Genomic DNA, 24,467 nt, shown 5'->3' with positions numbered 1-24,467 from the left:
CTACAGAGCTTAAGGTTAAAATTTGGTGTGAAATTTTGTCCCGATTTGCCCCGCGCAGACTCAGTGGCGCGGCGCCGCCAGGATGGCGTCGAGACTGTCGGCGGTGAGGTCGGTTGCGTCGAGGACGGCGTCGAGCCAGCGGTCGAGATCGGCGACCGTCGCCGCCCGGATGCGGCGCTCGGCCTCCTCCGGCACGATGACGCGGCGGCGCTCGACCAGCCGGAGAAGCGCTTCCGCCCGGCCCTTGGCCTCGCCCTCCTCACGTCCCTTGGCCTCGCCCTCCGCCAGTCCCTGGGCGAAGATCTCGCTGAGGTAGGGGTGTTCCTTGATGTTGAACTGGATCGCCATGGTCTCCAACTCCTCCTTGACGACCGGGGTCGCCCTGCGCAACTGGGACAGGATCAGCAGCTTGGCCGCGGCGTCCGCGCGCTCGCGCCGGGGCAGCGGGGCCAGGCGGGCCAGGATGCGGCGCACGCGCTCCCTAATATCGTCGCATCGGCACAGGATTGCCAGCACCGCGTCCTCCGGCGCCGGGCTGTCGAGCAGCGGCCCGGCATCCAGGTCGGCGATGTAGCGCACCTCGTAGCGGAAGTTCAGGTTGGGGTGGCGGATGCCGGGCGGGCCGTCCTCGCCGCGCTCGCCGAGATGGAGCACCAGCTGGGTCACCGGGACGCCGCCATGGTGCCGGGAGATCAGGGCGTAGTATTCCAACATGCGCCAGGCCATGTCCTCGCGGCCGACCTGGAACTCCATGTGGAACAGGCCGCCGCCGTCCAGCTCGGCGACCATGTCCGGGCGGCGCTGGCGCACGGAGGAGAACTCGGCCGACAGGAAGCCGGCGACCCGGGCGCCGGCCAGCATCCTCAGCAGTGCAGGCGCCCCGGCCCAGACCAGTTCCTTGACCGTCGCGTCGTAACTGTTCGCCATGCCCCGCCCCTTGCCGCATGCCGGGGCATGCCCGGCGGGCAATCCATCGCGGTTCTGCACGCGCCGGTCCATGCGGTGCGGTGACGCGGGGCGGACTTCTCCTTTCCTAGCCGCAGATGCACGCAGATGAACTCAGATAGGAGTCCCGGATCGGCGCCGGTGGCCGGCAAGCGTGTCCGGCATCGGAGCCTAATCGCGGTAGGGGCGCCCGTTACCGGGCGCCCCCCGCACAGAACCGGACGTGCCCGATTAAGGCATCCGGCTCCCACCTTGGGTGTTTGACGCGAAAGCGGTTTCCGGGCCAGGGATGGATGATGCGCGGCCGTGGCAGCCAGTGATCGGCAAGGCGCGTGAGCTTTTCCCACGGTGTCTTGTCCTTCTGGCTGCGCCGGCGCAGCGCCCTCATCCACAGGACGCCGACATGGTAGCGCAGGTTGGCAAGGGCCCGGTAGTTGGTCGGGACGGCGAAGTAGGCGTAGAAGCCGCTCATCACCTGTCCCAGCCACCGGCCTTGCTCCGGGATGCCCTGGTGCCGGCGCCGCCGGAGTTCCTCCTTGATTTCCTTGAGCTTGGCCTGCTTGCGCTGGCGCCGGGTCTGGCGTTTCAGCAGGAAGCCGCCACGCCGGGACCGCCCACAGATGTGGGTGAAGCCCAGGAAGTCGAAGGTCTCCGGTTTGCCCGCGCCGCGCCTGGCCCGGTCGGCAGCTGCCTGCCGGCCGAACTCGATCAGGCGGGTCTTGTCGGCGTTCAGTTCCAGGGCGAACCGCGCCAGGCGCTCCCGCAGATCCGCGAGGAACCGCTCGGCGTCCGACCGGTGCTCGAACCCGACGACGGTGTCGTCGGCGTAGCGCACCACGGCCATGGTCCCGGTCGCGTGGCGCTGGCGCCACTGCCGGACCCACAGGTCGTAGACGTAGTGGAGATAGACGTTGGCCAGCAGCGGCGATGCCACCGCCCCTTGCGGGCTGCCGGCCGTCGCCGGCTGCCGTTTCCCCGTCTCGTCCACCACGCCGACCGTCAGCCACTTGCGGATCAGCCGCAGGACGCGGGCATCGCCGATCCGGTGTTCCAGGAACCGCATCATCCACATGTGGTCGATGCTGTCGAAGAACGCCCGGATGTCTGCATCCAGGATCCAGTTCACCCGGCACTCGCCGATCGCCACCGCCAACGCGTCGAGCGCGTCGTGCTGCCCCCGTCCCGGCCGGAAGCCGTAGGAGAAGCCGAGGAAGTCTTCCTCGTAGATGGCGTTCAGCACCTCCACCAGCGCCCGCTGGACGATCTTGTCCTCCAGCGCCGCGATCCCGAGCGGCCGCATCCGGCCGTCCGGCTTGGGGATGAGATGCCGGCGTGACGGATGCGCCCGGTAGCGGCCGGAATGCACGCGGTCCTTCAGGTCCGCCAGCCGTTCCTCCAGCCCCTCCGCGTACTCCCGCCACGTCATTCCGTCCACACCCGGAGCCGCGTCCCGCTTCAATGCCCGATAGGCAAAGCGCAGCAGGTCGGTATCCACGTGCGTCAGAAGGGTGGTGAACCGCTCCTCCTTTCGCTCCCGTGCCGCTTGACGTATGCGCTCCAGCCCCGAGAGCACGGGTGCCCGGTCCTGAGCCCGGCCCGTGTGCGGCGGAGACGCATTCCCCTCGGCCCCACCCCTTCCCTCCACCGGCTCCGCGTCCGCGTTCGCCGGTTTCACAGGTACTATGGATGGGTCTGGAGCTTTAGCTAACGCCGAAGGCGATACCTCTTCGGCGCGTGCATCACCGGCTACGGCTCCTCGCCTTCCCGGTGCGGACCGCCAGGCCATCGGCCCGTGGTCACGCCGAAGATCTCCCGGTTCCCGCTCGAGGAGCGTCCGCACATGCCAGGGTCTCTGACCACGCCGGACCGCCGGGGTGCTCGCATGACGCGCCCCGCCGTATCGCCTTCCAGGCACAGAACCCTGTCGGCATCCGGGATCGAGATTCTTACGCGGCTCAATGGCTGGCCTATGCGCCCCCCTGTCAACGCTTCGCCGTCGGCCTCACGACCGCCGCCGCATGACTCGGGGCCGGTGTGGATCGCTACTCCTTCACCGTACAGGACTTTCACCCGCTACTCCTTGCCGGTCTCCCGGCGCTCTCTGCGTGCATCTGCGGCCCTAATCCGTGAACGCCGCCTTCACGACCTCGCACTTGTTGCTCAGGTGCCGCCGCAGCGCCGCGCCCAGGGCCGGGCCGTCGCGGCGCTCCAGGAGCGCCAGGATCTCCTCGTGCTCGTCCACCGCCTGCTTCCACCGGGCGTCCGACATGTTCGCCATGTAGCGGGCGCGGCGGATGCGGGTGGCGAGACCGTCGTACAGGGTGCGCAGCGTGGCGTTGCCGGACGCGTCCATGATGCCCTCGTGGATGCGCTGGTTCAGCCGGAAATAGTCCGGCAGCTCGCCCCGCCGGTAATGCTCGACCATGCGCTCATGGATCGCGCGGATCGACGATATCCCGGCATCGTCGATCCGGGCGCAGGCCAGTTCGCCCGACAGCGCCTCCAGCGCGCCCATCACCTCGAACATCTCGTCCACGTCCCGGGCGGTCAGCTTGGTCACCACGGCGCCGCGGTTGGGCAGCAGCTCCAGCAGCCCTTCGGAGGCCAGGACCTTCAGCGCCTCGCGCAGCGGCGTGCGCGAGATGCCGAACTGCTCGCACAGCTGCTTTTCCGGAACCCGGCTGCCGGGCGCCAGCTCGCCCTCCAGCACCAGCCCGCGCACCCGCTCGACCACCTCGTCGTGGAGCGAGCGCCGCGCGATGCGGCCCGCCGGTTCCATCAGCGCATCGGTCATGCCCGCGCCTCCTGTCCAAGCGCCTGCTCGAGCACCCGCGCGACATGGATCGCGGAGCGCCGGGCGCCGTCGTGGATCTGGTGACGGCAGCTGGTGCCGTCGGCGACGATCAGGGTCTCCGCGTCGGCCGCCCGGACCGCCGGCAGGAGGGAAAGCTCGGCCATCTTCATGGACACATCATAATGCTTCGCGTCGAAGCCGAAAGCCCCCGCCATGCCGCAACAGCCGCTGTCGATGACCTCGACCTCCAGCCCCGGCACCAGCCGCAGGGCCTTCTCGACGGCGCCCATGGCCCCGAAAGCCTTCTGGTGGCAGTGGCCGTGGACCAGGGCGCGCTTGGCGGCCAGCGGTTTCAGCGGCAGCTTCAGCCGGCCCGCCGCGTCCTCCCGCGCCAGGAACTCCTCCAGCAGCAGCGCCTGTCCGGCCAGCGCGTCGGTATCCTCCCCCGGCAGCAGCGCCTTGAACTCGTCGCGCAGCGTCAGCAGGCAGCTCGGCTCCAGCCCGATCACCGGCACGCCCCGCGCCACGAAGGGGGCCAGCGCCGCGACCGTCCGCCGGGCCTCGGTCCGCGCCTCCTCCACCAAACCGGAAGCCAGGAAGGTCCGTCCGCAGCACAGCGGCCGGCTCTCGCCGCCGGCGCGCGCGGTCCGCACCCGATAGCCGCCGGCCTCCAGCACGGCCCGCGCCGCCCGCAGGTTCTCCGGCTCGAAATAGGTGTCGAAGGTGTCGGCCAGCAGCACGACCTCCGGCCCGCCGGGATTGCGCCCGGTCTCGTCGGCCCGGAACCAGTCGCGCCGCCACGCCGGCAGGCTGCGCCGGGCGCTGAAGCCCAGCATCCGCTCGCTCAGCCGGGCCAGCGCCGGCACCCGGTCGCGCAGGCCGGCGACGCCGCCCAACCGGGCCGCCTTGGCGGCGTAGCGCGGCAGGAACGCGACCAGCCTGTCCATCGGCCGCAGGCCGTGGCGCTTGCGGTAATGGTGCAGGAACTCGATCTTCATCCGCGCCATGTCCACGCCGGTGGGGCATTCGCGCTTGCAGCCCTTGCAGCTCACGCACAGGTCCATGGTCTCGTACATCTCGTCCGAGACCAGCGCGTCCGGCCCGAGCTGGCCGGTCAGCGCCAGCCGCAGCGAGTTGGCCCGCCCGCGCGTCACGTGCTTCTCGTCCTGGGTTGCCCTGAACGAAGGGCACATCACCCCGGGGTTGGACTTCCGGCAGGTGCCGTTGTTGTTGCACATCTCCACCGCGCGCGACCAGCCGCCCCAGTCGGACCAGTCCAGCGCCGGCTCCAGAGGTTGGGGCGCGTAATCCGGCCCGTAGCGGAACAGCGTGCGGTCGTCCATGCGCGGCGCCCGGACGATCTTGCCGGGGTTCATCATCCCCTTCGGGTCGAACGTGTCCTTGATCTCCTCGAAGGCCCGGACCAGCCGCGTGCCGAACATGCTCTCGTGGAACTCCGAGCGGGAGATCCCGTCGCCGTGCTCGCCCGAATGGGACCCCTTGTAGGCCCGCACCAGCGCGAAGGCCTCCTCCGCGATGGCCCGCATCCTGCGCGCGCCGTCGGCCTCCTTCAGGTTCAGGATCGGGCGGACGTGCAGGCACCCGACGGAGGCATGGGCGTACCAGGTGCCGGTCGTGCCGTGCCGGGCGAAGACCTCGTTCAGCCCGTCGGTATAGTCGGCCAGATGCTCCAACGGCACCGCGCAGTCCTCGATGAAGGAGACCGGCTTGCCGTCGCCCTTCATGGACATCATGATGTTCAGCCCGGCCTCGCGCACCTCCCAGATCGAGCGCTGCTGCACCGGATCGACCACCTCCACCACGGCGTCGGGAAAGCCCAGGTCGGCCATGGCCTGGTCCAGCCGCTTCAGCTCCCGCACCAGCGAATCCCGCTCGGCGCCGGCGAACTCGACCAGCAGCAGCGAATCGGGCTCGCCGCGCACGAACCTGCCCAGCGTGGCGTTGAACTGCGGGATCGCGCGGCCCAGCTCGATGATGTTGCGGTCCACCAGCTCGACCGCGACCGGCCCCAGCTCCACCAGATGCTTGGTCGCGACCATCGCCGAGCGGAAGGTCGGGAAATGGCAGACGCCCAGCACCCGGTGCGTCGGCACCGGCTGGACCTCCAGTTCGACCCGCGTGGTGAAGGCCAGCGTGCCTTCGGACCCTACCAGCAGATGGGCCATGTTGTTGCCGCCCAACCCGTCGCCCGGCACGACGCTGTCCAGGTTGTAGCCGCCGACCCGGCGCTGGACCTTGGGGAAGCGGGCCTCGACCTCCGCCGCCTCGCGCCCCGCCACGGCGCGCACCCTCCGGACCAGGTCCAGGAACCCGGGAGACCCGGCCGCCGCGTCGGGATTGCCCGGCACCGGGCCGAAGCGCATCGCCTCCCCGTCGGGCAGGATCGCGTCGATCGACAGCACGTTGTCGACCATCTTGCCGTAGCGGAGCGAGCGCGCCCCGCAGGAATTGTTGCCCGCCATGCCGCCGATCGTGCAGCGGCTGGCCGTGGACGGCTCGACCGGGAAGAATAGGCCGTTCTTGCGGAGGAAGGTATTGAGCTTGTCCAGAACGATGCCCGGCTCCACCGCGACCCGGCGCGCCTCCACGTCGAATTCCGCGATGGCGTTCAGGTGCCGGCTGACATCGACCACCAGCGCCTCGCCCACGGTCTGGCCGTTCTGGGAGGTGCCGCCGCCGCGCGGCAGCACCGGCACGCCCTGCTCCCGGGCGATTTCCAGGGTCGCCGCGACGTCCGCGACCGTGCGCGGGACCACCACGCCGATCGGCTGGACCTGGTAGATCGACGCGTCGGTGGCATAGCGCCCGCGGTCGAAAGCCCCAAATAGAACCTCGCCCTCGATCGCGCCCTGCAGCCTCCTGGCAAGTCCCGTGTCGCGCACCAGCTTCTCTCCCTCGCCCCGGCGGGCTGAAACTCGTTTTGATTTTGCATTCATAATTATCAATGTATAATGCATTCACAGGCGAGGAAACCACCATTTCATAAGAGAGGAGCCGCCATGCCGGCGCACAGCGGACGTCACTTCCTTCAGATCCCCGGCCCGACCAACGTCCCGGACCGCATCCTGCGGGCGATCGACCACCCGACCATCGACCATCGCGGGCCGGATTTCGGCCGGCTCGGCGCGAAGGTGCTGGACGGCGTCAAGGGGATTTTCCGCACGGCGTCGCCGGTGGTCATCTATCCCGCGTCGGGAACCGGCGCCTGGGAAGCGGCGCTGGTCAACACCCTCTCCCCCGGCGACCGCGTGCTGATGGCGGAGACGGGGCATTTCGCCAGCCTGTGGCGCGAACTGGCGGCCCGCCTGGGACTGGAGCCGGAATTCCTGCCCGGCGACTGGCGCCACGGCGCCGACCCGGCCGCGATCGAGGCCCGGCTGGCCGAGGACCGGGAGCACGCCATCAAGGCGGTCTGCGTCGTCCACAACGAGACCTCGACCGGCGTCGCCAGCCGCATCCCGGAGATCCGCGCCGCGATCGACCGCGCCGGCCACCCCGCGCTGTTCCTGGTCGACACCATCTCCTCCCTGGGCTCGATCGACTACCGCCACGACGAGTGGGGCGTCGACGTCACGGTCGGCGGCTCCCAGAAGGGGCTGATGCTGCCGCCCGGCCTCAGCTTCAACGCCGTCAGCGACAAGGCCCGCGCGGCGGCCAAGTCGGCCCGCCTGCCCCGCTCCTATTGGGACTGGGAATCGATGATCGCCGTCAACGGGACCGGCTACTTCCCCTACACGCCCGCGACCAACCTGCTGTTCGGCCTGGACGCCGCGATCGACATGCTGATGGAGGAAGGGCTGGACAACGTCTTCGCCCGCCACGACCGCCACGCCGAGGCGACCCGCCGCGCCGTCCGCGCCTGGGGACTGGAGGTTCTGGCGGCGGACGCGCGGGAATATTCCAGCTCCCTGACCGCCGTCCTGGTGCCCGACGGGGTCGATGCCGACGCGCTGCGCGGGACCATCCTGGAGCGGTTCGACATGTCGCTGGGCAACGGGCTGGGCCGGCTGAAGGGCAAGGTCTTCCGCATCGGCCATCTGGGCTCCTTCAACGACCTGATGCTGTGCGCCACCCTGTCCGGCGTCGAGATGGGACTGGTGACCCACGGCGTGCCGGTCGAGCGGGGCGGCGTCCAGGCGGCGATGGAATACCTGACCGGCAACGCCTGACGCCGGCGCGGGGAACCCGGCCGCCCGCCGGGCGGTTGAACTTCCATGGCGGACAGGGACGGCAAGGAACCCATCGACATCGACGCGGTGTTCGAGCGGCTGCGCCGGGCGGTGTCCGGCCTGCCCAAGGCCGCCATGTTCGACCTGCGCGACCGGGGCTACGGCACGCCGTTCGAGCAGCTCGTCGGCAGCCTGATCTCCGCCCGCACCCGCGACGAGACGACGGTCGAGGTCTGCCTGCGCCTGTTCGCGGAGGCCCGCACCCCGGAGGACTTCGTGCGCCTGCCCGGGGACCGGCTGGCAACCCTGCTCGACGGCGCGACATTCCCCGAGCCCAAGGCCCGCGACCTGAAGGAGATCGCCCGGCGGATCCTGGAGGAGCACGGCGGACGGGTCCCCGACGGCCTGGAGGCGCTGACCGCCTTTCGCGGCGTCGGCCCCAAGATCGCGGCCCTGACGCTGGCGGTGGGTTTCGGCCGGCCGGCGGTGGCGGTAGACGTCCATGTCCACCGCATCGTCAACCGCTGGGGCTACGTCGCGACCACGGCCCCGGAGCGCACCATGCAGGAGTTGGAGAAGAAGCTGCCGGAGCGCTACTGGATCGAGATCAACGAGCGCCTGGTGCCGTTCGGCAAATTCGTCTGCACGGCGGCCCGCCCGAAATGCTCGGCCTGCCTCCTGCTGTCGATGTGCCGCCAGGTCGGCGTGGTCAATCCGCGCTGACCGGCCCCCGCGACCCGGGTTCCAGCAGCCCGGCGATCGCCCGCTTGAGGTCCGACCCGGCGAGCGGCTTGTGGAGCAGGCGGATGCCGTCCCGGTCGGCCTGCCGGAGCACCTCCGGCGCGGTGTCGCCGGTCATCAGGATCGCCGGGGTCGGCCATTTCTCGCGGACCGCTTCGATCGCCTCGAAGCCGCTGCCGTCGCCCAGCCGGTAATCCGACACGATCAGGTCGAAGGGAGATTCCCGCCCGGCGAGGCAGGCCCGGAGCTCGCCCACGCCCGAGACCCGGGTGACATCCAGGCCCCAGTCCCGCATCTCCATCACCAGGGCGGCGGCGATGATGGCGTCGTCCTCGGCCATCAGGACGGAGCATCGCCGCAGGTCGCCGATCTCGGGCACGGGCGCCGGCGCGGGCCGGACCGACGCCGGGTCCGCCCGCGGCACCCGAACCGAAAAGGTCGAGCCGACCGAGACCCTGGAGGCCACGCCGATGCGGAGACCGAGCACGTCGGCGATCCGGCGGACCGTGGCCAGACCGATGCCGAAGCCCCCCGAAGGATCCGCGGGATCGCCGCCCTGGTAATAGTCCTCGAAGATCCGGGCGATCTGGTCCCCCGGGATGCCCCGGCCGGTGTCGCGCACGTCGATCCTGACGACGCCCCCGTCCTCCTCGGCGGCTTCCACCAAGATGCCGCCCCGGTCCGTGTATTTCAGCGCGTTGCCGATCAGGTTGCGCAGGATCAGCTCCAGCATCACCTGGTCGGTCAGCACGGCGAGCGGGGTCGCGGGCACCGCGAGCCGCAATCCGGTCGCCCGGGCCTGTCCCGCGAACTCGCCGGCGAGCCGCTGGAGCAGGGCATCCAGCGGGAAGGCCGCCCGGTCCGGCCGGACGACGCCGGCTTCCAGGCGGGCGAGTTCCAGCAGGCCGCTGAGCAGGCCGCGCAGGCCTTGCAGCGACAGCTCCACCATGTCGGCCAGCGCCCTGGCGTCCGGGTCGGTCAGCCGCCGGTTCAGCAGGTCCATGTAGAGGCACGCCGCCGTCACCGGCTGGCGGAGGTCGTGGCTTGCCGTCGCCAGGAAATGCGACTTGGCCCGGTTGGCCCTCTCCGCCTCGTCGCGCGCATACCGCATGGCGGCCTCGACCTCCTTCAGGGCGCTGACGTCGGTGCAGGTGCCGCACCAGTGCGTGATGCCGCCGTCTGCGCCTCGGATCGGGACGGCGCGGGTCTGGAACCACCGGTACTCGCCGTCCGCCCGCCGGAGGCGATGATCCACATCCAGCCAGCCGCGCGACGGCGCGGCGCTCCAGGCGGCACGGGTCGCCGCCCGGTCGTCGGGATGGACCGGCTCCAGCCATCCCCAATGAAGCGCGTCGGGGCCGGCCTGTCCGGTGAAGGCGATCCACTGGCGGCTGGCCCAGGTCCAATCGCCCTGGCCCACGGCCGTCCAGACCAGTTGGGGGATCGCCTCGCTCAGGGTGCGGAAACGGGCCTCGCTGGTACGGAGCGCGGCCTCCGCCTTTTCCCGCTCGACCAGCTGCGCGAGCGCCTGCGCGTGTGCGCGTTCGGCGCGGTCCTTCGCGTCGCCGAGCGAACCGAGCAGCCCGATCACGCGCAACGCGGTCGCCGCGGCGCGGGCCAGCGTCTCCAGCACCGCGACCTCCTCCGCGTCGGGCGTCCGGACCTCCGCCCAGTACACCCCGATCGCCGAATTGGGCTCGTCCCGCCCGATCGGGATGGTGATCAGGCTTTTCACGAAGGTCGTCCGATAAACGTCGGAGGAAACGCGGCCGTCGCGATAGACGTCGGGGACCACCGCGGTCCGGCGGTTCAGCATGGCCCACCCGGAAATGCAGGATGCCAGCGGAAAGCGCTGTCCGCTCCAGAGCGGGCCGATGGCGTCCTCGGCGACGTAATGGCACTCGTCGCCCGTCCGCAGCACGACCGTCACCCCGTCGGCCCCGCAGAGCCCTCCGGCGGCGTCCCGGACCGAGTCGATGACCTCCTCGCGGGATTCGGCCGCTTGAATCCGCTCCATCGCCTCCGATAGGCGTCGCAGCCGGGCATTGGTTTTCTCCAAGCGCTGCTCCGCCGTCGCGGTCATCGCCTTTTCCTCGTTTTTATCCCCGTTCGTCAAAACAAACAGGCGAGGAGGCCAAATGATCGGAAAAGATTTGCCGTTATCGTTTGAATCTTTTCGGAACGCCCTCAATCGGCGCCGGCGAGTTTCTTTGGGCGGGCGAGGGGATGGTGGTCGTTGACGACTCTCCTGAGCCGGTCGCCGACCACGTGGGTATAGATCTGGGTCGTCGCGATGTCCGCATGGCCCAGCATCTTCTGGACGCTGCGCAGGTCGGCGCCGTGATCCAGAAGATGGGTCGCGAAGGCGTGGCGCAGCACGTGGGGGCTGACCTTGCGGGGCTCGATCCCGGCGTCGATCGCCAGCTCCTTGAGCAGTTGGGCGAAGCGCTGGCGGGTCAGGTGCCCGTCCTCCGACGTGCGCGACGGGAACAGGAAGGCCGCCTGGCGCTGCTCCCGCCCCGGCACCATGAAGGCCTTGCGCAGCGGCATGTAGGCGGACAGCGCCTCGCGCGCGGGCTCGGACAGGGGCACCATGCGCTCCTTGCCGCCCTTGCCCTTGACGATCAGGCAGCGGGCGTCCCGCGCGATGCCGGTCAGCGGCAGCCCGACCAGTTCGGACACGCGCAGCCCGGTGGCGTAGAGCACCTCGAGCAGCGCCACCAGCCGGATGCCGTCCGGGCCGCCGCGGCGCTGGGCGGCGGTCAGCAACGTCTCGACCTCGACCTCGGTCAGGATCTTGGGCAGCGGGCGGCCCTGCTTCGGACTGTCGATGGTCGCCGCCGGATCGTCGGTGCGCAGCCCCTCCGAGCACAGGAACCGGTAGAACTGGCGCAGCGCCGACAGGCGCCGGGCGATCGTGCGGACCGCGGTCCCGCCGTCCAGCCCGCTCAGATGGTCGAGATATCCCCTCAGGTCGTCGGTGCCGGCCCCGTCGAGGCCGGTGCCGCGCGTGGCCAGCCAGGATGCCGCGTCGATCAGGTCCCTCTCATAGGCCTGGCGCGTGTTGTGCGCCGCGCCGCGCTCGGCCACCAGCATGTCGAGGAAGGCCTCGATGCGCGGCGACGCCGGCATCTTGGGTTTTCGGGGGCGTCCGGGACGTGCCATGGGCATGCTTTCCGCTACGGTGAACAGGGGCGCGGCAAATCAGCGCATGGGTCGGCGGCTTGGCCGGTCAGCGGGGGAATCGGTCATCGGGAATGACGCGTTCCACCGTCCTGGACGGCGCCGGAATGTCCCAGGTCGCCAGGAAAACCGATCCGCCGGCGGCGACTATCAGGACGAGAACGATCAGGACGCTGAGCAAGCGGGACATGATACCAGTCGAGGATGAGCCCGAGTACGGGCGGTTGCGAGAGCGAGCCACGGCACCGTCATTGGTCTAGAGAAGACGAAATGCCTTGTGTTAAGGAACACCATGGCCTTTTTTAGGCACGGTCCCGACCTGCGGGCGGTCCGGCCGGGATCCCAAGCCGTCCCCCTGCGGGTCGGCCGGCGGATCCTCGCCCTGCCCAAAGGTTGAAGACGCTATACTGTACCGATGGCATCGTCGCAGCGCAATATAACCAACCGTCAATCCTGTTCGCAGAAGGCCGCGTCCGTTCCATGAACGCCCAACAGTCTGTCGCCTCGCCGCGCTCGGCGGTCCCTCGCCTCGCGGTGCCCCGGACCGTGGTGCTGGTCGGCCTGATGGGAGCCGGGAAGACGAGCATCGGGCGACGGCTCGCGGCGCGGCTGCACCTGCCCTTCCGCGACGCCGACAACGAGATCGAGACCGCCGCCGGCCGCACCATCGAGGAGATCTTCGAGCAGTTCGGCGAGGCCGAGTTCCGCGCCGGGGAGCGCCGGGTGATCGGCCGGCTGCTCCAGGACAACCCGCCGCACATCCTGGCGACCGGCGGCGGCGCCTACATGGACCCCGAGACCCGCGCCCTGATCCGCAGCCACGGCATCTCGGTCTGGCTGCGCGCCGAGCTGGACGTGCTGCTGGCCCGGACGTCCCGGCGCAGCAACCGGCCGCTGCTGAAGCAGGGCAACCCGCGCGAGATCCTGGGCCGCCTGATCGACGTGAGATACCCCGTCTACGCGGAGGCGGACATCACCGTGGACAGCATCGACGCCCCGCCGGAGGAGACGGTCGAGCGCGTGCTGAAGGCGCTCGGCTCCTATCCCGGCGTCATCCTGGCGGACGGCGGCTGAACCGGCTATCTGGATCTCTGGGCTGGATTAATGGGAAAGACTGACACCATGCAGGACATCGTCCGGGTCGATCTGGCCGAGCGGGGCTACGACATCGTGATCGGCCCGGGCGTGATCGCCCAGGCCGGGGCGCGGATCTCCGCCCTGGCCGGCCGGCGGCCGGTCGTCGTGGTGACCGACGACACCGTGGCCCCGCTCCACCTGCCGGCCCTGGAAGCCTCGCTCGAAGGGGCCGGAGTCCGGCGCAACGGCCCGGCGATCGTCCTTCCCGCGGGCGAGAAGACCAAGAGCTTCGCCCACCTGGAAGCCCTGCTCGACGACCTGCTCGGCCGCGGCATCGAGCGTTCCACCCTGCTGGTGGCGCTCGGCGGCGGCGTGATCGGCGACCTCGCCGGCTTCGCGGCGGCCGTGGCGCTGCGCGGGCTCGACTTCGTCCAGGTGCCCACGACCCTCCTGGCCCAGGTCGACAGCTCGGTCGGCGGCAAGACCGGGATCAACACGCGCCAGGGCAAGAACCTGGTCGGCTCCTTCCACCAGCCCCGCCTGGTCCTGGCCGACACCGGCGTGCTCGCCACCCTGTCCCGCCGCCACATGCTGGCCGGCTATGCCGAGGTGGTGAAGTACGGGCTGATCGACGACGCCGGTTTCTTCGCCTGGCTGGAGGAGCACGGCGCCGCCGTCTGCGCCGGCGAGCCGGAGGCGCTGGTCCGGGCGGTGACGGTGAGCTGCGCCGCCAAGGCCGCCATCGTCGGCCAGGACGAGCGCGAATCGGGCCGCCGCGCGCTGCTCAATCTCGGGCACACCTTCGGCCACGCCCTGGAGGCGGCGGTCGGCTACGACGACCGGCTGCTCCACGGCGAAGGCGTGGCGCTGGGCATGGGCCTGGCGTTCGACCTGTCCGCCCGGCTCGGCCTGTGCGGGGCCGAGGATCCCGGCCGGGTGCGGCGCCATCTCGACGCGATCGGCCTGCCGACCCGGCTCGGCCAGGTCGCGGGCGTGACATGGGATACGCAGGAACTGTTGGGGCACATGGCGAAGGACAAGAAGGTCCAGGACGGCCGGATCACCTTCGTCCTGGCGCGCGGCATCGGCCAGGCCTTCACCGCCCGCGACATCGACGGGCGCGAGGTCGCGGCGGTGCTGGACCGAGCCCGCTGAGCGATCCGCGCCGGCCCGTGGCCGGCACGGCACGCCCCTCCCCCACCCCATACCGAGGCCTTTGAAACCATGGACCTGACGCTCTGGATCACGGTCGGAGCGATCCTCGCCCTGCTGGTGATGTCGGCCTTCTTCTCCGGGTCCGAGACGGCGCTGACCGCCGCGTCCAAGGCGCGGATGCACCAGCTCGAACACGAGGGCGACCGCCGCGCCTCCGTCGTCAACCGGCTGCGCGACGACAAGGAGAAGCTGATCGGCGGGCTGCTGCTCGGCAACAACACGGTCAATATCCTGGCCTCGTCGCTGGCGACCAGCGTCCTGATCCAGCTCGTCGGCGATGCCGGCGTGGCCTATGCCACGCTCGGCATGACGCTGATGGTGCTGATCTTCTCCGAGGTGCTGCCCAAGACCTATGCCCTGCGCCACGCCGAGCGGACGGCGCTGTTCGTCGGCCGGCCGGTGCGGTTCCTGGTGATGGTGTTCTCGCCGGTCACGGCGGCGGTCAACGTGCTGGTCAGCGCGGTGCTGCGGGCCTTCGGCTCGAGCATCGAGAATGTCGGCGTGCAGTCCAACATCGACGAGCTGCGGGGCGCCATCGAGCTGCACCGGGGCGAGGACCCCGGCGACGAGGAGGAGGTCCGGCACGAGCGCGCCATGCTGCGCTCGATCCTCGACCTTGCCGACGTCGAGGTGATGGAGATCATGACCCACCGGCGCAACCTGGTGACGATCGACGCCGGCCAGCCGCCGGCGCGGATCGTCCAGGAGGTGCTGGAGAGCCCCTTCACCCGCCTGCCGCTGTGGCGCGACGATCCCGACAACATCGTCGGCGTCCTGCACGCCAAGGCGCTGCTGCGCGAGGTGCAGGCGAACGGCGGCGACCTGGAGAAGCTGGACATCGGCGCCATCGCCGCCGATCCCTGGTTCATTCCCGACACCACGACCCTGTTCGACCAGCTCCAGGAGTTCCGCCGCCGGCGGGAGCATTTCGCGCTGGTCGTGGACGAGTACGGCTCCCTGATGGGAATCGTGACCCTGGAGGACATCCTGGAGGAGATCGTCGGCGACATCTCCGACGAGCACGATATCGCCGTGGCCGGCGTGCGGCCCCAGCCCAACGGCACCTACATCGTGGACGGCTGGGTGACCATCCGCGACCTCAACCGCGAATTCGAGTGGCGGCTGCCCGACGAGGAGGCCTCGACCATCGCCGGACTGGTCCTGTACGAGGCGCGGCGCATCCCGGAGGTCGGCCAGACCTTCAGCTTCTACGGCTTCCGCTTCGAGGTGCTGCGCCGCCAGCGCAACCAGATCACGGCGCTGCGCATCACTCCGCCGGCCGACTCCGGAGACGGCGACGACACGACGCGCGACCGCGGGGACGCTTCCGCTTCGGCTTGACCATCCACGCACGATCCTGCCAAAATCGCAATTACGCGAAAAATCTTATACAAGATTGCGTCTGGTCGATTGCAACTTTCCGTCCGGGGTTCTGGCGGAGAGCCCCGGGCCTGGACAGTTCCGTCCGCAGGTGGAGAGGGATAGGGATAATGCCGAAGCGTAAATTGGTCCCGGACGTGGTGCGGGAACAGGAAGTCATTTCATTCAAGCCCGATGACATGGTCGGCGCGGCGGTCAAGGCGATGGCCGAACGCCGGGTCGGCGCGGTGCTGGTGATGGAAGGGGACGGCCTGAAGGGGATCTTCACCGAACGCGACCTGGTCACCCGCGTCGTGGCCCAGGACCTCGACCCCAAGACCACCGCCCTGGGCCAGGTGATGACCGCCGGCCCGGACACCCTGCCGCCCGACGCCATGGCGATCGAGGCGCTCGATTTGATGCGCAAGCACAACTACCGCCACCTGCCCGTCCTCCGCGACGGGGCCGTGGTCGGCATCGTCTCCATCCGCGACCTGTACGCGGCCGTCCATGCCCAGCTCGAGCAGGAGATCAAGGAACGCGATTCGTTCATCTTCGGGCAGGATTACTCGATCGGCGCCTGATCACGGGGTGCTGCGGGATGCCGCATGCGACTTCCGGCCGCATGCGGCATTCCCCAGGATGTTTGACGCGGCGCCGCCGCGCGCCACATAGAGCGGTGGTGCGGAGCATCCTGAAATAATCAGATTGGGTTGGAGCCTTGTCCCTAACATATCCGGCGCCCCGGCATGCGGCGCCCGCCGCGGCGGTGCCCGCGGAAGCCCGGCACGCCCGGGCCATCGCGGTCTGGCTGCTGTTCTGCTGCGGCATGGTGTTCGCCATGGCGGTGATCGGCGCCATCACCCGGCTGACCGAGTCGGGCCTGTCCATGGTCGAGTGGAAACCGCTGATCGGCATGCTGCCGCCGCTGTCGGAAGGCGAGTGGAACCGCGTGTTCGACCTGTACCGGGCGACGCCGGAATACCGTTACGTGAATGCCGGCATGTCGCTGGACGAGTTCAAGCTGATCTTCTTCTGGGAATGGTTCCACCGCCTGTGGGGCCAGCTGATCGGCTTCGCCTTCCTGCTGCCCTTCCTGTGGTTCTGGGCGACGAAGCGCATCCCCAAGGGCCTGATGCCCAAGCTGGTCGGGCTTTTCGTGCTGGGCGGCCTGCAGGGCGGGATCGGCTGGTTCATGGTGGTCAGCGGCCTGGTCGACCGGCCGTCGGTCAGCCACTACCGCCTGGCGCTCCATCTCGGGCTCGCCTTCCTGATCTTCGCGCTGATGCTGTGGGTGGCCCTGGGTCTGCTCGACCCGAAGCCGCGGTCCGGCCGCAGCGCCGCGGCGCCGTCCCTCAGGCGCCATGCCGAACTGGCCCTGGGCTTCGTCGCGGTCACGGTCGCCTGGGGCGCCTTCGTCGCCGGGCTGGACGCCGGGATGATCTACAACACCTTCCCGCTGATGGGCGGGCAGCTCGTGCCGTCCGACATGTGGTTCCTCGACCCGGCTCCGCTGAACCTGGTGGAGAACCACGCGGCGGTCCAGTTCACCCACCGCTGGCTCGCCATCGTCACCGGCGTCGTGGTGCTGGCCCTGTCCTGGCGCGCGGTCCGGGCCGACCTGGGCCCGCGCGGCCACAGGCTGGCCTATGCCGCCGGCGCGATGATGCTGCTCCAGATCGCTCTCGGCATCGCCACCCTGCTGACCGTCGTCGCGATCCCGGTCGCCGCGATCCACCAGGCCGGCGCCCTGACCCTGATCGGCCTGCTGGTCTGGTTCCGCTACGAAGTCAGGGCGGCGGGGGCTCCGGAAAGAGCAGCCTGACGCAGCTTCCGCCGCCGGCCCGCCCAGCGACCGTGACGCCGCCGGCATGGATCTCCATCGCCTTGGCCACGATCGCCAAACCCAGGCCGGCGCCGCCGCGGGTCCGCCTGTCGCCTTGCGTGAAGCGGTCGAACAGATCGTCGCGCAGGGCCGGCTCGATACCCGGCCCCCGGTCGCGGACCTCGATCACCGCCCCCGGGCCGGCGACCACGGTGACGGCGGTTCCGCGCGGCGTCGCCCGGAGGGCATTCTCCACCAGGTTCCGCAGCGCACCCGCGATAGCATCGCGATGCCCCGCGACGGCGGCGCCGCCGTCGTCCTGGAACTCCAGTTCCCTGCCCTGGTCGACCGCCAGCGGGGCCAGGCGCCGGACCGTCTCGCGCCCGACCTCGGCCAGATCGACCGAGGCGGGCGGTTCGGCGGCCAGCCCTTCCAGCTGGGCCACCCGCAGGAGTTGGTCGACCAGCCGGGACATCGCCTGCACGTCCCGCTTGGCCGCCGCCGCGGCCGCTCCCCCGATCCCGTCCAGCTCCAGGAGAAGGACGGCAAGCGGCGTTCGCAGTTCATGGGCCACGTTGGCGGTGAAGTCGCGCTGGAAGCGAAGGACCTCGTCGGCCCTCCCCAAGGCCGCGTTGACCGCGCTGACCAGCGCGTGCACCTCCCGCGGCAGATCCTCGCCCGCATCCAGGCGAAGGCCGCCGCGCCGCACGTCGAGCTTCCTGGCCTGCCCGGCGGCCCGATCCAGCGGCAGCAGGGTTCGCCGGACCGCGAACACGTTGACGGCCAGCAGCAGCAGGGCCAGCGGCACCATCGGGATCGCCACATGGTCCATCACCTCGTGCGCCAGCACGCCCCAGGCGATATGGTCCGGATCGGCGGCGATCGCGACGCAGACCAGCAAACCGATTTCGATCGCGTCGAAGCGCTGCGCCAGGATGCGGACCTCGCCCCGGCCGTCGGGAACGATGCGCCAGAAAAGATCGGGCGCGGCGGCGGGATCCGGCAGCGGAACCGTGAACAGGCCGCCGTTCATGCCGGCGATGACGTTGCCCCGGCCATCGACGATGCGGAACCCGTAGGCGCCGGGATGGCGCCGGTAGCGTTCGGCATGCTCCTCCGGCAGGTCGAGCGCCGGGCGGCCGTCGGCGCCCGCCGCGACATGGGCGGCAAGCCGCTCTGCCTCGCTCGCGGCGGCCCGCACCCCGAGCTGGCTGCCGTCCAGCCCGTAATGGAAGGCGACAAGGACCACCTGGGCAGCCATGACGAGGCTCGCGACCAGGACCAGGCGTACGGTGATCAGGTGCGCCACCGATCGCCGCTGCCGCCGCGCCTCGGGGCCGGTCCGGCGGATCACGCCGCCTCCGCGGTCCGAAGCAGGTAACCCACCCCCCGCACGGTATGGATCACGGCGTCCGCCCCGGCCTCGGCAAGCCGCCGCCGCAGCCGCGAGACGTGGGCCTCCAGCGCGTTCGGCGTCACCTCGTCGTTGAATCCGTAGAGGCTTTCCTCCAGGACCGGGCGCGTCACCACCTGCCCGACACGGCGCAGCAGGATCTCCATCAGGTCGAGTTCCCGGCGCGGCGCGTCGATCGCCCGTCCGCCGACGCTGATCCTGCGCGACACGGTATCGAAGGCCACGTTGCCCGCCGTCAGGACCGTGGCCAGGCAGGAGCCGGGACGGCGCAGCAGCGCCCGGCAGCGAGCCAGCAGTTCGTCCATCTCGAACGGCTTGACCAGATAGTCGTCCGCTCCGGTGTCCAGCCCCGACACCCGGTCGCCCAGGCCGCCCCGCGCCGTCGCGACCAGCACCGGGATGCTCCGGCTGCGGCTCCGGAAAGCCTTCAGCCAGGCCAGCCCGTCCCCGTCCGGCAGTCCCAGGTCGAGCAGGATCAGGTCGTAGTCCGCGGCGGCGACGGCGGCATCCGCCTCCTCCAGGGACCCGAAGGCGTCCACCGCGAATCCGGCGCGGGCGAGCCCGCCGGCCATCAGGCCGGCGAGCCTTTCGTTGTCCTCGACGAGCAGCAGCCTCATGCCGACACTCAGACCCGTTTCCGGCCGGTGACCATCGCCCCGATCAGGTTCTCCCGATGCCGCACGCTTTCATAGATCGCCGCCGAGGCATGGATCAGGGCCAGCCAGAATATCGCGTCCGCCGTGCCCTCGTGAAGCTCCTCGACCCACTCGACGCCCCAGAAAGCGTCGAGCGTCGCCATCCAGCCGGTGACGCTGACGGCCGCGAGCAGCACCATCAGCGTGATCATCATGACCGCGGCGGCCGGATTGTGGCCGAACCGCCGGGGTTCGCGCCTACGGAGCAGGAGCGAGACGTACCGGACCAACCGGGCCGGCGTCGGCACGAAGTCGGAAAAGCGGGCGTAGCGCGTCCCGACGAATCCCCACGCGATCCGGACGGCCAGGACCGCCGCGACCGCGTAGCCGATGATCTCATGGGCTTGCCCGCCGTCCTCGACGATGAAGAGGTTGGCGACGCATCCCGCCACGACCACCCAGTGGAAGAGGCGGACGACCGGATCCCAGACCATGACCGACCCGTGGCGGGTGCCGCCGGCCGTTCCGCCGGCCATGCCGCCGCCGATGCCCGTTCCCGTCATCAGTCGTCGACCTCCGCCTTGACGATCCTGGCGTCGACCGGATCGAAATAGACCTCGGCCTTGCGGCCGTCCTTGTCGTAGCCATAGATCTCGTAGCAGTTGCCGCTGGTGGTCTTGAAGGTCCGGATGTCCCGGTAACCCATCTCGGCGATCTTCTGCTTCATGTCCGCTTCGGGAATCCACTTGTCCCGGGACTCCCTGGTGCAGGTCGGACCGGCCAGCGCGGAACCGGCGAGCAGGGCCAGGGTGAGCGATACGGTACCAAGCAGGACGGGCTTCTTCATGACGCTGTCTCCTTCCGTTGACGGCGGACCGGGACGGTCCGCGCCGTTGACGGCGGACCGGGACGGTCCGCGCCGTTGACGGCGGACCGGGACGGTCCGCGCCGTTGATCGACGAAGGAGACCCTAGGCGCCCCGCCTGACGGCAATCTGACGAAACCGGGCCTTCAGGCGGAAAGGGCCGCCGCGGCGCCCGGCCGGAAGAACAGGCCCAGTTGCAGGCTCTCCGCGATGCGCCTCGCCCGCTCCAGGAAGCGCTCGGCCTGGGGCGGCTCGAACAGCTCGGCGGCGGTCTCCTCGAACAGGGACAGCCACCGGGCGAACAGGCCCGCCTCCATGCCGGGGATGCGCATGTGGGCCTGCATCGGGCTGCCGTGGTAGGTCCCGGTCTTCAGCATGACCGAGGACCAGAACCGGACCATCGTCCCCAGGTGCCGGTCCCAATGGCCGTCCACGACCCGCTCGAACACCGGGCCGAGTTCCGCGTCGTCGCGGATACGCTCGTAGAAGCGGTGCACCAGGGTGACGATGGTCTCTTCGGTGATGCTGTCGAACCTCATGGCTTTCTCCGGCTCCGGTCTTGGGTCTGTTCCGATCCTAGCCCTCGGCAGATAACATGTACATTCAAAGCATCTTTCTGCGTCGCTAGGTCGCCCCCCTGGTTTCCGCCTTCGGGATCGTGCAGTGTGCCGTCAACGCCTGGAAACGACGGAAGGGAAGCAAGCCGATGCCGGAGATGGATGTCGCCGCCTGCCGGGCCCTGGACGCCGCCGACCCGCTGGCCCGGTTCCGCGACCGCTTCGCCCTGCCCGACGGCGTCATCTATCTGGACGGCAACTCGCTGGGGGCGCTTCCCCGGGCGACGGCGGCGCGGGTCGCCTCGGTGGTCGAGGCCGAATGGGGCCGCGACCTGATCGGCAGCTGGACCGCCCATCACTGGATCGACCTGCCCCGGCGCGTCGGCGACAAGATCGCGCGGCTGGTAGGCGCCGCCCCCGGCGAGGTCAGGGTCGCCGATTCGACCTCGGTCAACCTGTTCAAGCTGATGGCGGCGGCCCTGCGGCTCCGTCCCGACCGCCGGGTCATCCTGTCGGAACCCGACAATTTCCCGACCGACCTCTATATCGCGCAGGGCTTGGTCGACCTTCTCGGCCAGGGGCACGAGCTGCGGCTGGCCGGTCCTGACGGGCTGGCGGACGCGATCGACGGTGACGTGGCGCTGGTTTCCCTGACCCACGTGAACTATCGCAGCGGCCGGATCCACGACATGGCCGAGGTGACCCGGCGGGCGCGGGCCGCCGGCGCTCTGACATTGTGGGACCTCGCCCACAGCGCCGGCGCCGTGCCGGTCGACCTCGACGGCTGCGACGCCGATTTCGCGGTCGGCTGCGGCTACAAGTACCTGAACGGCGGCCCCGGCGCGCCGTCCTTCCTGTTCGCCGCCGCCCGCCACCACGACACCCTGACCCCGCCGCTGTCGGGCTGGATGGGCCACGCCGCCCCCTTCGCCTTCGACGGGAACTACCGCCCCGCCGACGGCCTGGACCGGATGCTGGTCGGCACGCCGCCGGTGATCAGCCTGGCGGCACTGGAGGTCGGGGTGGACCTGATGCTGGAGGCGGACATGGCGGCGCTCCGCGCCAAGTCCATGGCGCTCGGCACCCTGTTCGCCGACCTGGTTTCCGCCCGCTGCGGCGCCCACGGCTTCCGCCTCGCCTCCCCGGCCGATCCCGCGGGGCGCGGCAGCCAGGTCTGCTTCGCCCACGCGCAGGGCTACGCCATCGTGCAGGCCCTGATCCGACGCGGCGTGATCGGCGACTTCCGGGCACCCGACATCCTGCGTTTCGGCTTCGCGCCGCTCTATGTCGGCTATGCCGACGTCTGGCGGGCGGTCGAGCATCTGCGCGCCGTGATGGAGAGCGGCGAATGGGACCACCCGGAATTCCACCGCCGCGCCGCGGTCACCTGAATCGAAGGCAAGGAGAGATCCTCATGGAAGACCTCGACCACGGGGAATCGGGCGCCCACACCGATTTCAGCGGCGCCATGAGCTACGGCGACTATCTCAGGCTCGATCCGCTGCTGGCCTGCCAGCAGCCGGTGTCCGAAGAGCATGACGAGATGCTGTTCATCGTCATCCACCAGGCGACCGAGCTATGGCTGAAGCTGGCGATCCACGAGCTTCGGGCCACCATCGCCGGGCTGGAGCGCGACGACCTCCAGCCGGCCTTCAAGAACCTCGCGCGGGTCTCGCGGATCCAGAGCCAGCTGATCCAGTCCTGGGACATCCTGTCCACCCTGACCCCGGCCGACTACCTGAAGTTCCGAGACCGGCTCGGCCAGTCCTCGGGTTTCCAGTCGCACCAGTACCGCATGATGGAATTCCTGCTGGGCAACAAGCGCGCCTCGATGCTGGCGCCCCATCGCCACCGCGAGGACCTTCATGCCGGCCTCAAGGCGGCCCTGGAAGGCCCCAGCCTGTACGACGCCACCGTCCGCCTGCTGGCCCGGCGCGGCTTTGCCATATCCCGGGAGGTCCTGGACCGGGACCTCTCCACCCCCCACCGCAGCGATCCCACCGTGCTGTCGGCCTGGCTGGAGATCTACCGCGACACCCGGCGGCATTGGGACCTCTACCAGCTGGGCGAGGAACTGGTCGACCTGGAGGACTGGTTCCAGCAATGGCGGTTCCGGCACATGACCACGGTCAAGCGGATCATCGGCTTCAAGCGCGGCACCGGCGGCACCGCCGGCGTCGGCTATCTCCGCCGCGCCCTCGACATGACGTTCTTCCCGGAACTGTGGGAAGTGCGGACCGAATTGAATTAGCCGCAGATGAACACAGATGGGCTCCCGAATGCCCGATCCTCTGCGGGCTGCGAGAGCTTATTTCCAAAGAAATCTGTGTTTATCTGCGTGCATCTGTGGCCCAAATCCGAACGTCAGTCGAGCTGGACGTTGATGCCGAACCCGATATACTCCAACTTGCGGGAGTAGAACTGCCCGTTGGGGTTCGAGCCGTTGTAGTATTCCGCCAGCAACCGGATGCGACGGGGCGTCAGCAGGGTGCTTTCGAGCTGGAAGCCCGCCTGCAGGGACAGGTCCATGTCCCAGTCGGCCTCCTCGCGGAACTTCATGTCGGCCGCGGCGACCGGGCGGAGCAGTCCGCCGGCGTAGGTGTCGCGGCTCTCGTACTCCAGGCCGGCCTGGGCGGCCCAGGGCTCCAGGTCCGACGGTTCCTGGTCGAACAGGTAGCTGACCCCGCCATAGACCCGGAACTCGTCGCCGATATCGTAGGAGGCCAGCCCCTCGACCGCCTCGTAGCTCAGGTTGATGCGGCGGGACCGGTCGATCTCCTCGCGCAGCAGGTACTCGTCGCCCAGATGGGAGCTCTGGTGGAAGATGCGCCCGAGCACCGAGAAGTCGCCCCGCCGCCACGACACCGGGATGCCGACCCAATAGTCGGCGTTGACCAGGTCCATGCTGTCGCTGTTGAGGTCGAAGACCGAGAAGACGCTGGCCTGGAAGCCCACTTCCCAGCGACCGCCGAACAGGCTGTTGCGGTACAGGGCGAAGGTCTCGCCGAAGCTGACCGCGCCGGCATGCTCCACGTCCGGATCGTCCAGGTAGTACCGGTAGCTGGCCGAGAAACGCGGCCAGCGGGGATCGGCGACCAGCGGTTCGAACAGGTTGTTGCGCGGCAGGATCTCCGCGCCCTGCGCCACGATCGCGGTGGCCGGGACGCCGGCAGCGTCGGCCGGAGGCTGTGCCAGCACGGGTCCCGGCGCGGGCACGGGCGGCACGGCCGCCTCGCGCACCCGGACTTCGGTGACGCCGGGGATTTCCGACAGGGCGCTCCGCAGGCGCGGACCCGTGGAGGAGGCGAGGGTCTCGGCATCGACCTGGACCACGCCGCCCGATACCGTGACCTTGGACGCGGCCAGACCGAATTCGCGCTGGACGATCGCGGCGGCATAGCCGGCGATGAAGGTGTCGTCGGGCGCCTGGGCGAATGCCGGATTTCCGCCGGCGACTCCGGACAAGGCGGCAAGGCAGAGGGCGGACGCCAGTCCATGGCGTCGGATTTGGGACGGAATCACGGGTTTTTCTTCTCCGGCTTCGACGAGCCGCCTTTCACCACGGCGGAAAGGAGGCTGCGGCGTGGAAACGCTCGACACCGCTCCTTGGCTCCCTCGTCTCCGGAAAAGTCACCGCCAGGGCCGGGAAGAAACGAAAAACGCCGCG

The 24,467-nt window shown here is 69.8% G+C and carries 22 protein-coding genes; 9 read left to right on the top strand and 13 right to left on the bottom strand.

Annotation, left to right across the window (positions count from 1 at the left end):
• Positions 1-60 precede the first annotated feature (60 nt).
• From IGS68_RS01615 to IGS68_RS01600, 4 genes are all read right to left on the bottom strand, one after another.
• Positions 61-927: an RpnC/YadD family protein gene (locus IGS68_RS01615; protein WP_201076822.1), complete on the bottom strand. Its 867-nt coding sequence runs from the start codon at positions 925-927 to the stop codon at positions 61-63.
• A gap of 211 nt (positions 928-1,138) precedes the next feature.
• A complete protein-coding gene (ltrA, locus tag IGS68_RS01610; protein ID WP_201076821.1) occupies positions 1,139-2,518 on the bottom strand; it encodes a group II intron reverse transcriptase/maturase in 1,380 nt (459 codons plus the stop codon).
• Positions 2,519-3,064: 546 nt separating this feature from the next.
• Positions 3,065-3,739 (bottom strand): GntR family transcriptional regulator, encoded by a 675-nt coding sequence (locus IGS68_RS01605; RefSeq protein WP_201076820.1) that lies wholly within the window; start codon positions 3,737-3,739, stop codon positions 3,065-3,067.
• Positions 3,736-6,642, bottom strand: coding sequence for an FAD-binding and (Fe-S)-binding domain-containing protein (locus IGS68_RS01600; RefSeq protein WP_247881125.1), 2,907 nt, complete (start codon positions 6,640-6,642; stop codon positions 3,736-3,738). Before IGS68_RS01600 ends, IGS68_RS01605 begins: the two co-directional genes overlap by 4 nt.
• A gap of 117 nt (positions 6,643-6,759) precedes the next feature.
• Between IGS68_RS01600 and IGS68_RS01595 the strand changes: the two genes are divergently transcribed.
• A complete protein-coding gene (locus IGS68_RS01595) occupies positions 6,760-7,929 on the top strand; it encodes a pyridoxal-phosphate-dependent aminotransferase family protein (protein ID WP_201076817.1) in 1,170 nt (389 codons plus the stop codon).
• 45 nt (positions 7,930-7,974) lie between these two features.
• Positions 7,975-8,652, top strand: coding sequence for an endonuclease III domain-containing protein (locus IGS68_RS01590; RefSeq protein WP_201076815.1), 678 nt, complete (start codon positions 7,975-7,977; stop codon positions 8,650-8,652).
• Here IGS68_RS01590 and IGS68_RS01585 read toward each other — a convergent pair.
• The 3 genes from IGS68_RS01585 to IGS68_RS01575 form a co-directional block, all read right to left on the bottom strand.
• Complete coding sequence (locus IGS68_RS01585; protein ID WP_201076813.1) at positions 8,639-10,753, bottom strand: ATP-binding protein; 2,115 nt, start codon at positions 10,751-10,753, stop codon at positions 8,639-8,641. The genes IGS68_RS01590 and IGS68_RS01585 overlap by 14 nt on opposite strands.
• A gap of 104 nt (positions 10,754-10,857) precedes the next feature.
• Entirely contained in the window at positions 10,858-11,802 is a 945-nt protein-coding gene (gene xerD / locus IGS68_RS01580; protein ID WP_201076812.1) for a site-specific tyrosine recombinase XerD, read from the bottom strand.
• A gap of 100 nt (positions 11,803-11,902) precedes the next feature.
• Entirely contained in the window at positions 11,903-12,043 is a 141-nt protein-coding gene (locus IGS68_RS01575) for a hypothetical protein (RefSeq protein ID WP_192499217.1), read from the bottom strand.
• A gap of 290 nt (positions 12,044-12,333) precedes the next feature.
• Here IGS68_RS01575 and IGS68_RS35300 point away from each other — a divergent pair, with 290 nt between their 5' ends.
• The 5 genes from IGS68_RS35300 to IGS68_RS01555 all read left to right on the top strand — a co-directional run bounded on the left by IGS68_RS35300 (position 12,334) and on the right by IGS68_RS01555 (position 17,329).
• Complete coding sequence (locus tag IGS68_RS35300; protein WP_247881124.1) at positions 12,334-12,927, top strand: shikimate kinase; 594 nt, start codon at positions 12,334-12,336, stop codon at positions 12,925-12,927.
• 48 nt (positions 12,928-12,975) lie between these two features.
• Positions 12,976-14,085 carry a 3-dehydroquinate synthase gene (aroB, locus tag IGS68_RS35295; protein WP_247881123.1) on the top strand — a complete coding sequence of 370 codons (1,110 nt, stop codon included), beginning with the start codon at positions 12,976-12,978 and terminating at the stop codon, positions 14,083-14,085.
• Positions 14,086-14,154: 69 nt separating this feature from the next.
• Entirely contained in the window at positions 14,155-15,486 is a 1,332-nt protein-coding gene (locus tag IGS68_RS01565) for an HlyC/CorC family transporter (RefSeq protein WP_201076810.1), read from the top strand.
• A 149-nt stretch (positions 15,487-15,635) separates the two neighbouring features.
• Positions 15,636-16,088 carry a CBS domain-containing protein gene (locus tag IGS68_RS01560; RefSeq protein ID WP_201076809.1) on the top strand — a complete coding sequence of 151 codons (453 nt, stop codon included), beginning with the start codon at positions 15,636-15,638 and terminating at the stop codon, positions 16,086-16,088.
• Between the two features lie 137 nt (positions 16,089-16,225).
• Positions 16,226-17,329: a COX15/CtaA family protein gene (locus IGS68_RS01555; RefSeq protein ID WP_371821872.1), complete on the top strand. Its 1,104-nt coding sequence runs from the start codon at positions 16,226-16,228 to the stop codon at positions 17,327-17,329.
• Here the strand turns inward: IGS68_RS01555 and IGS68_RS01550 are convergent.
• From IGS68_RS01550 to IGS68_RS01530, 5 genes are all read right to left on the bottom strand, one after another.
• Positions 17,295-18,683, bottom strand: coding sequence for a sensor histidine kinase (locus IGS68_RS01550; protein WP_201076807.1), 1,389 nt, complete (start codon positions 18,681-18,683; stop codon positions 17,295-17,297). The two genes, IGS68_RS01555 and IGS68_RS01550, sit on opposite strands and share 35 nt — an antisense overlap.
• Positions 18,680-19,360, bottom strand: a complete 681-nt coding sequence (locus tag IGS68_RS01545; protein ID WP_201076806.1) for a response regulator — start codon at positions 19,358-19,360, stop codon at positions 18,680-18,682. Before IGS68_RS01545 ends, IGS68_RS01550 begins: the two co-directional genes overlap by 4 nt.
• 8 nt (positions 19,361-19,368) lie before the next feature.
• Positions 19,369-19,941: a cytochrome b/b6 domain-containing protein gene (locus tag IGS68_RS01540; protein ID WP_247881122.1), complete on the bottom strand. Its 573-nt coding sequence runs from the start codon at positions 19,939-19,941 to the stop codon at positions 19,369-19,371.
• Positions 19,941-20,225 carry a PepSY domain-containing protein gene (locus IGS68_RS01535; RefSeq protein ID WP_201076805.1) on the bottom strand — a complete coding sequence of 95 codons (285 nt, stop codon included), beginning with the start codon at positions 20,223-20,225 and terminating at the stop codon, positions 19,941-19,943. Before IGS68_RS01535 ends, IGS68_RS01540 begins: the two co-directional genes overlap by 1 nt.
• Positions 20,226-20,389: 164 nt before the next feature.
• On the bottom strand, positions 20,390-20,782 hold the full coding sequence (locus IGS68_RS01530; protein ID WP_201076804.1) for a group III truncated hemoglobin: 393 nt from the start codon (positions 20,780-20,782) through the stop codon (positions 20,390-20,392).
• A 167-nt stretch (positions 20,783-20,949) separates the two neighbouring features.
• Here IGS68_RS01530 and kynU point away from each other — a divergent pair, with 167 nt between their 5' ends.
• Both kynU and kynA read left to right on the top strand, forming a co-directional pair.
• The gene (gene kynU, locus IGS68_RS01525) at positions 20,950-22,191 is read left to right on the top strand and encodes a kynureninase (protein WP_371821871.1); all 1,242 of its coding nucleotides are present in this window, start codon (positions 20,950-20,952) and stop codon (positions 22,189-22,191) included.
• A 23-nt stretch (positions 22,192-22,214) separates the two neighbouring features.
• Entirely contained in the window at positions 22,215-23,051 is an 837-nt protein-coding gene (gene kynA, locus IGS68_RS01520; RefSeq protein WP_201076803.1) for a tryptophan 2,3-dioxygenase, read from the top strand.
• Between the two features lie 113 nt (positions 23,052-23,164).
• On the opposite strand, the gene IGS68_RS01515 is transcribed toward kynA, so the two are convergent.
• Positions 23,165-24,322, bottom strand: coding sequence for a DUF1207 domain-containing protein (locus tag IGS68_RS01515; protein ID WP_201076802.1), 1,158 nt, complete (start codon positions 24,320-24,322; stop codon positions 23,165-23,167).
• Between the last annotated feature and the right edge of the window lie 145 nt (positions 24,323-24,467).

The sequence above is a fragment of the Skermanella sp. TT6 genome (assembly GCF_016653635.2).
In the GTDB taxonomy this organism is placed as follows: domain Bacteria; phylum Pseudomonadota; class Alphaproteobacteria; order Azospirillales; family Azospirillaceae; genus Skermanella; species Skermanella cutis.
The sequence above is the reverse complement of the archived record's forward strand: the minus strand, read 5'-3'. Positions and strand labels throughout refer to the sequence as shown.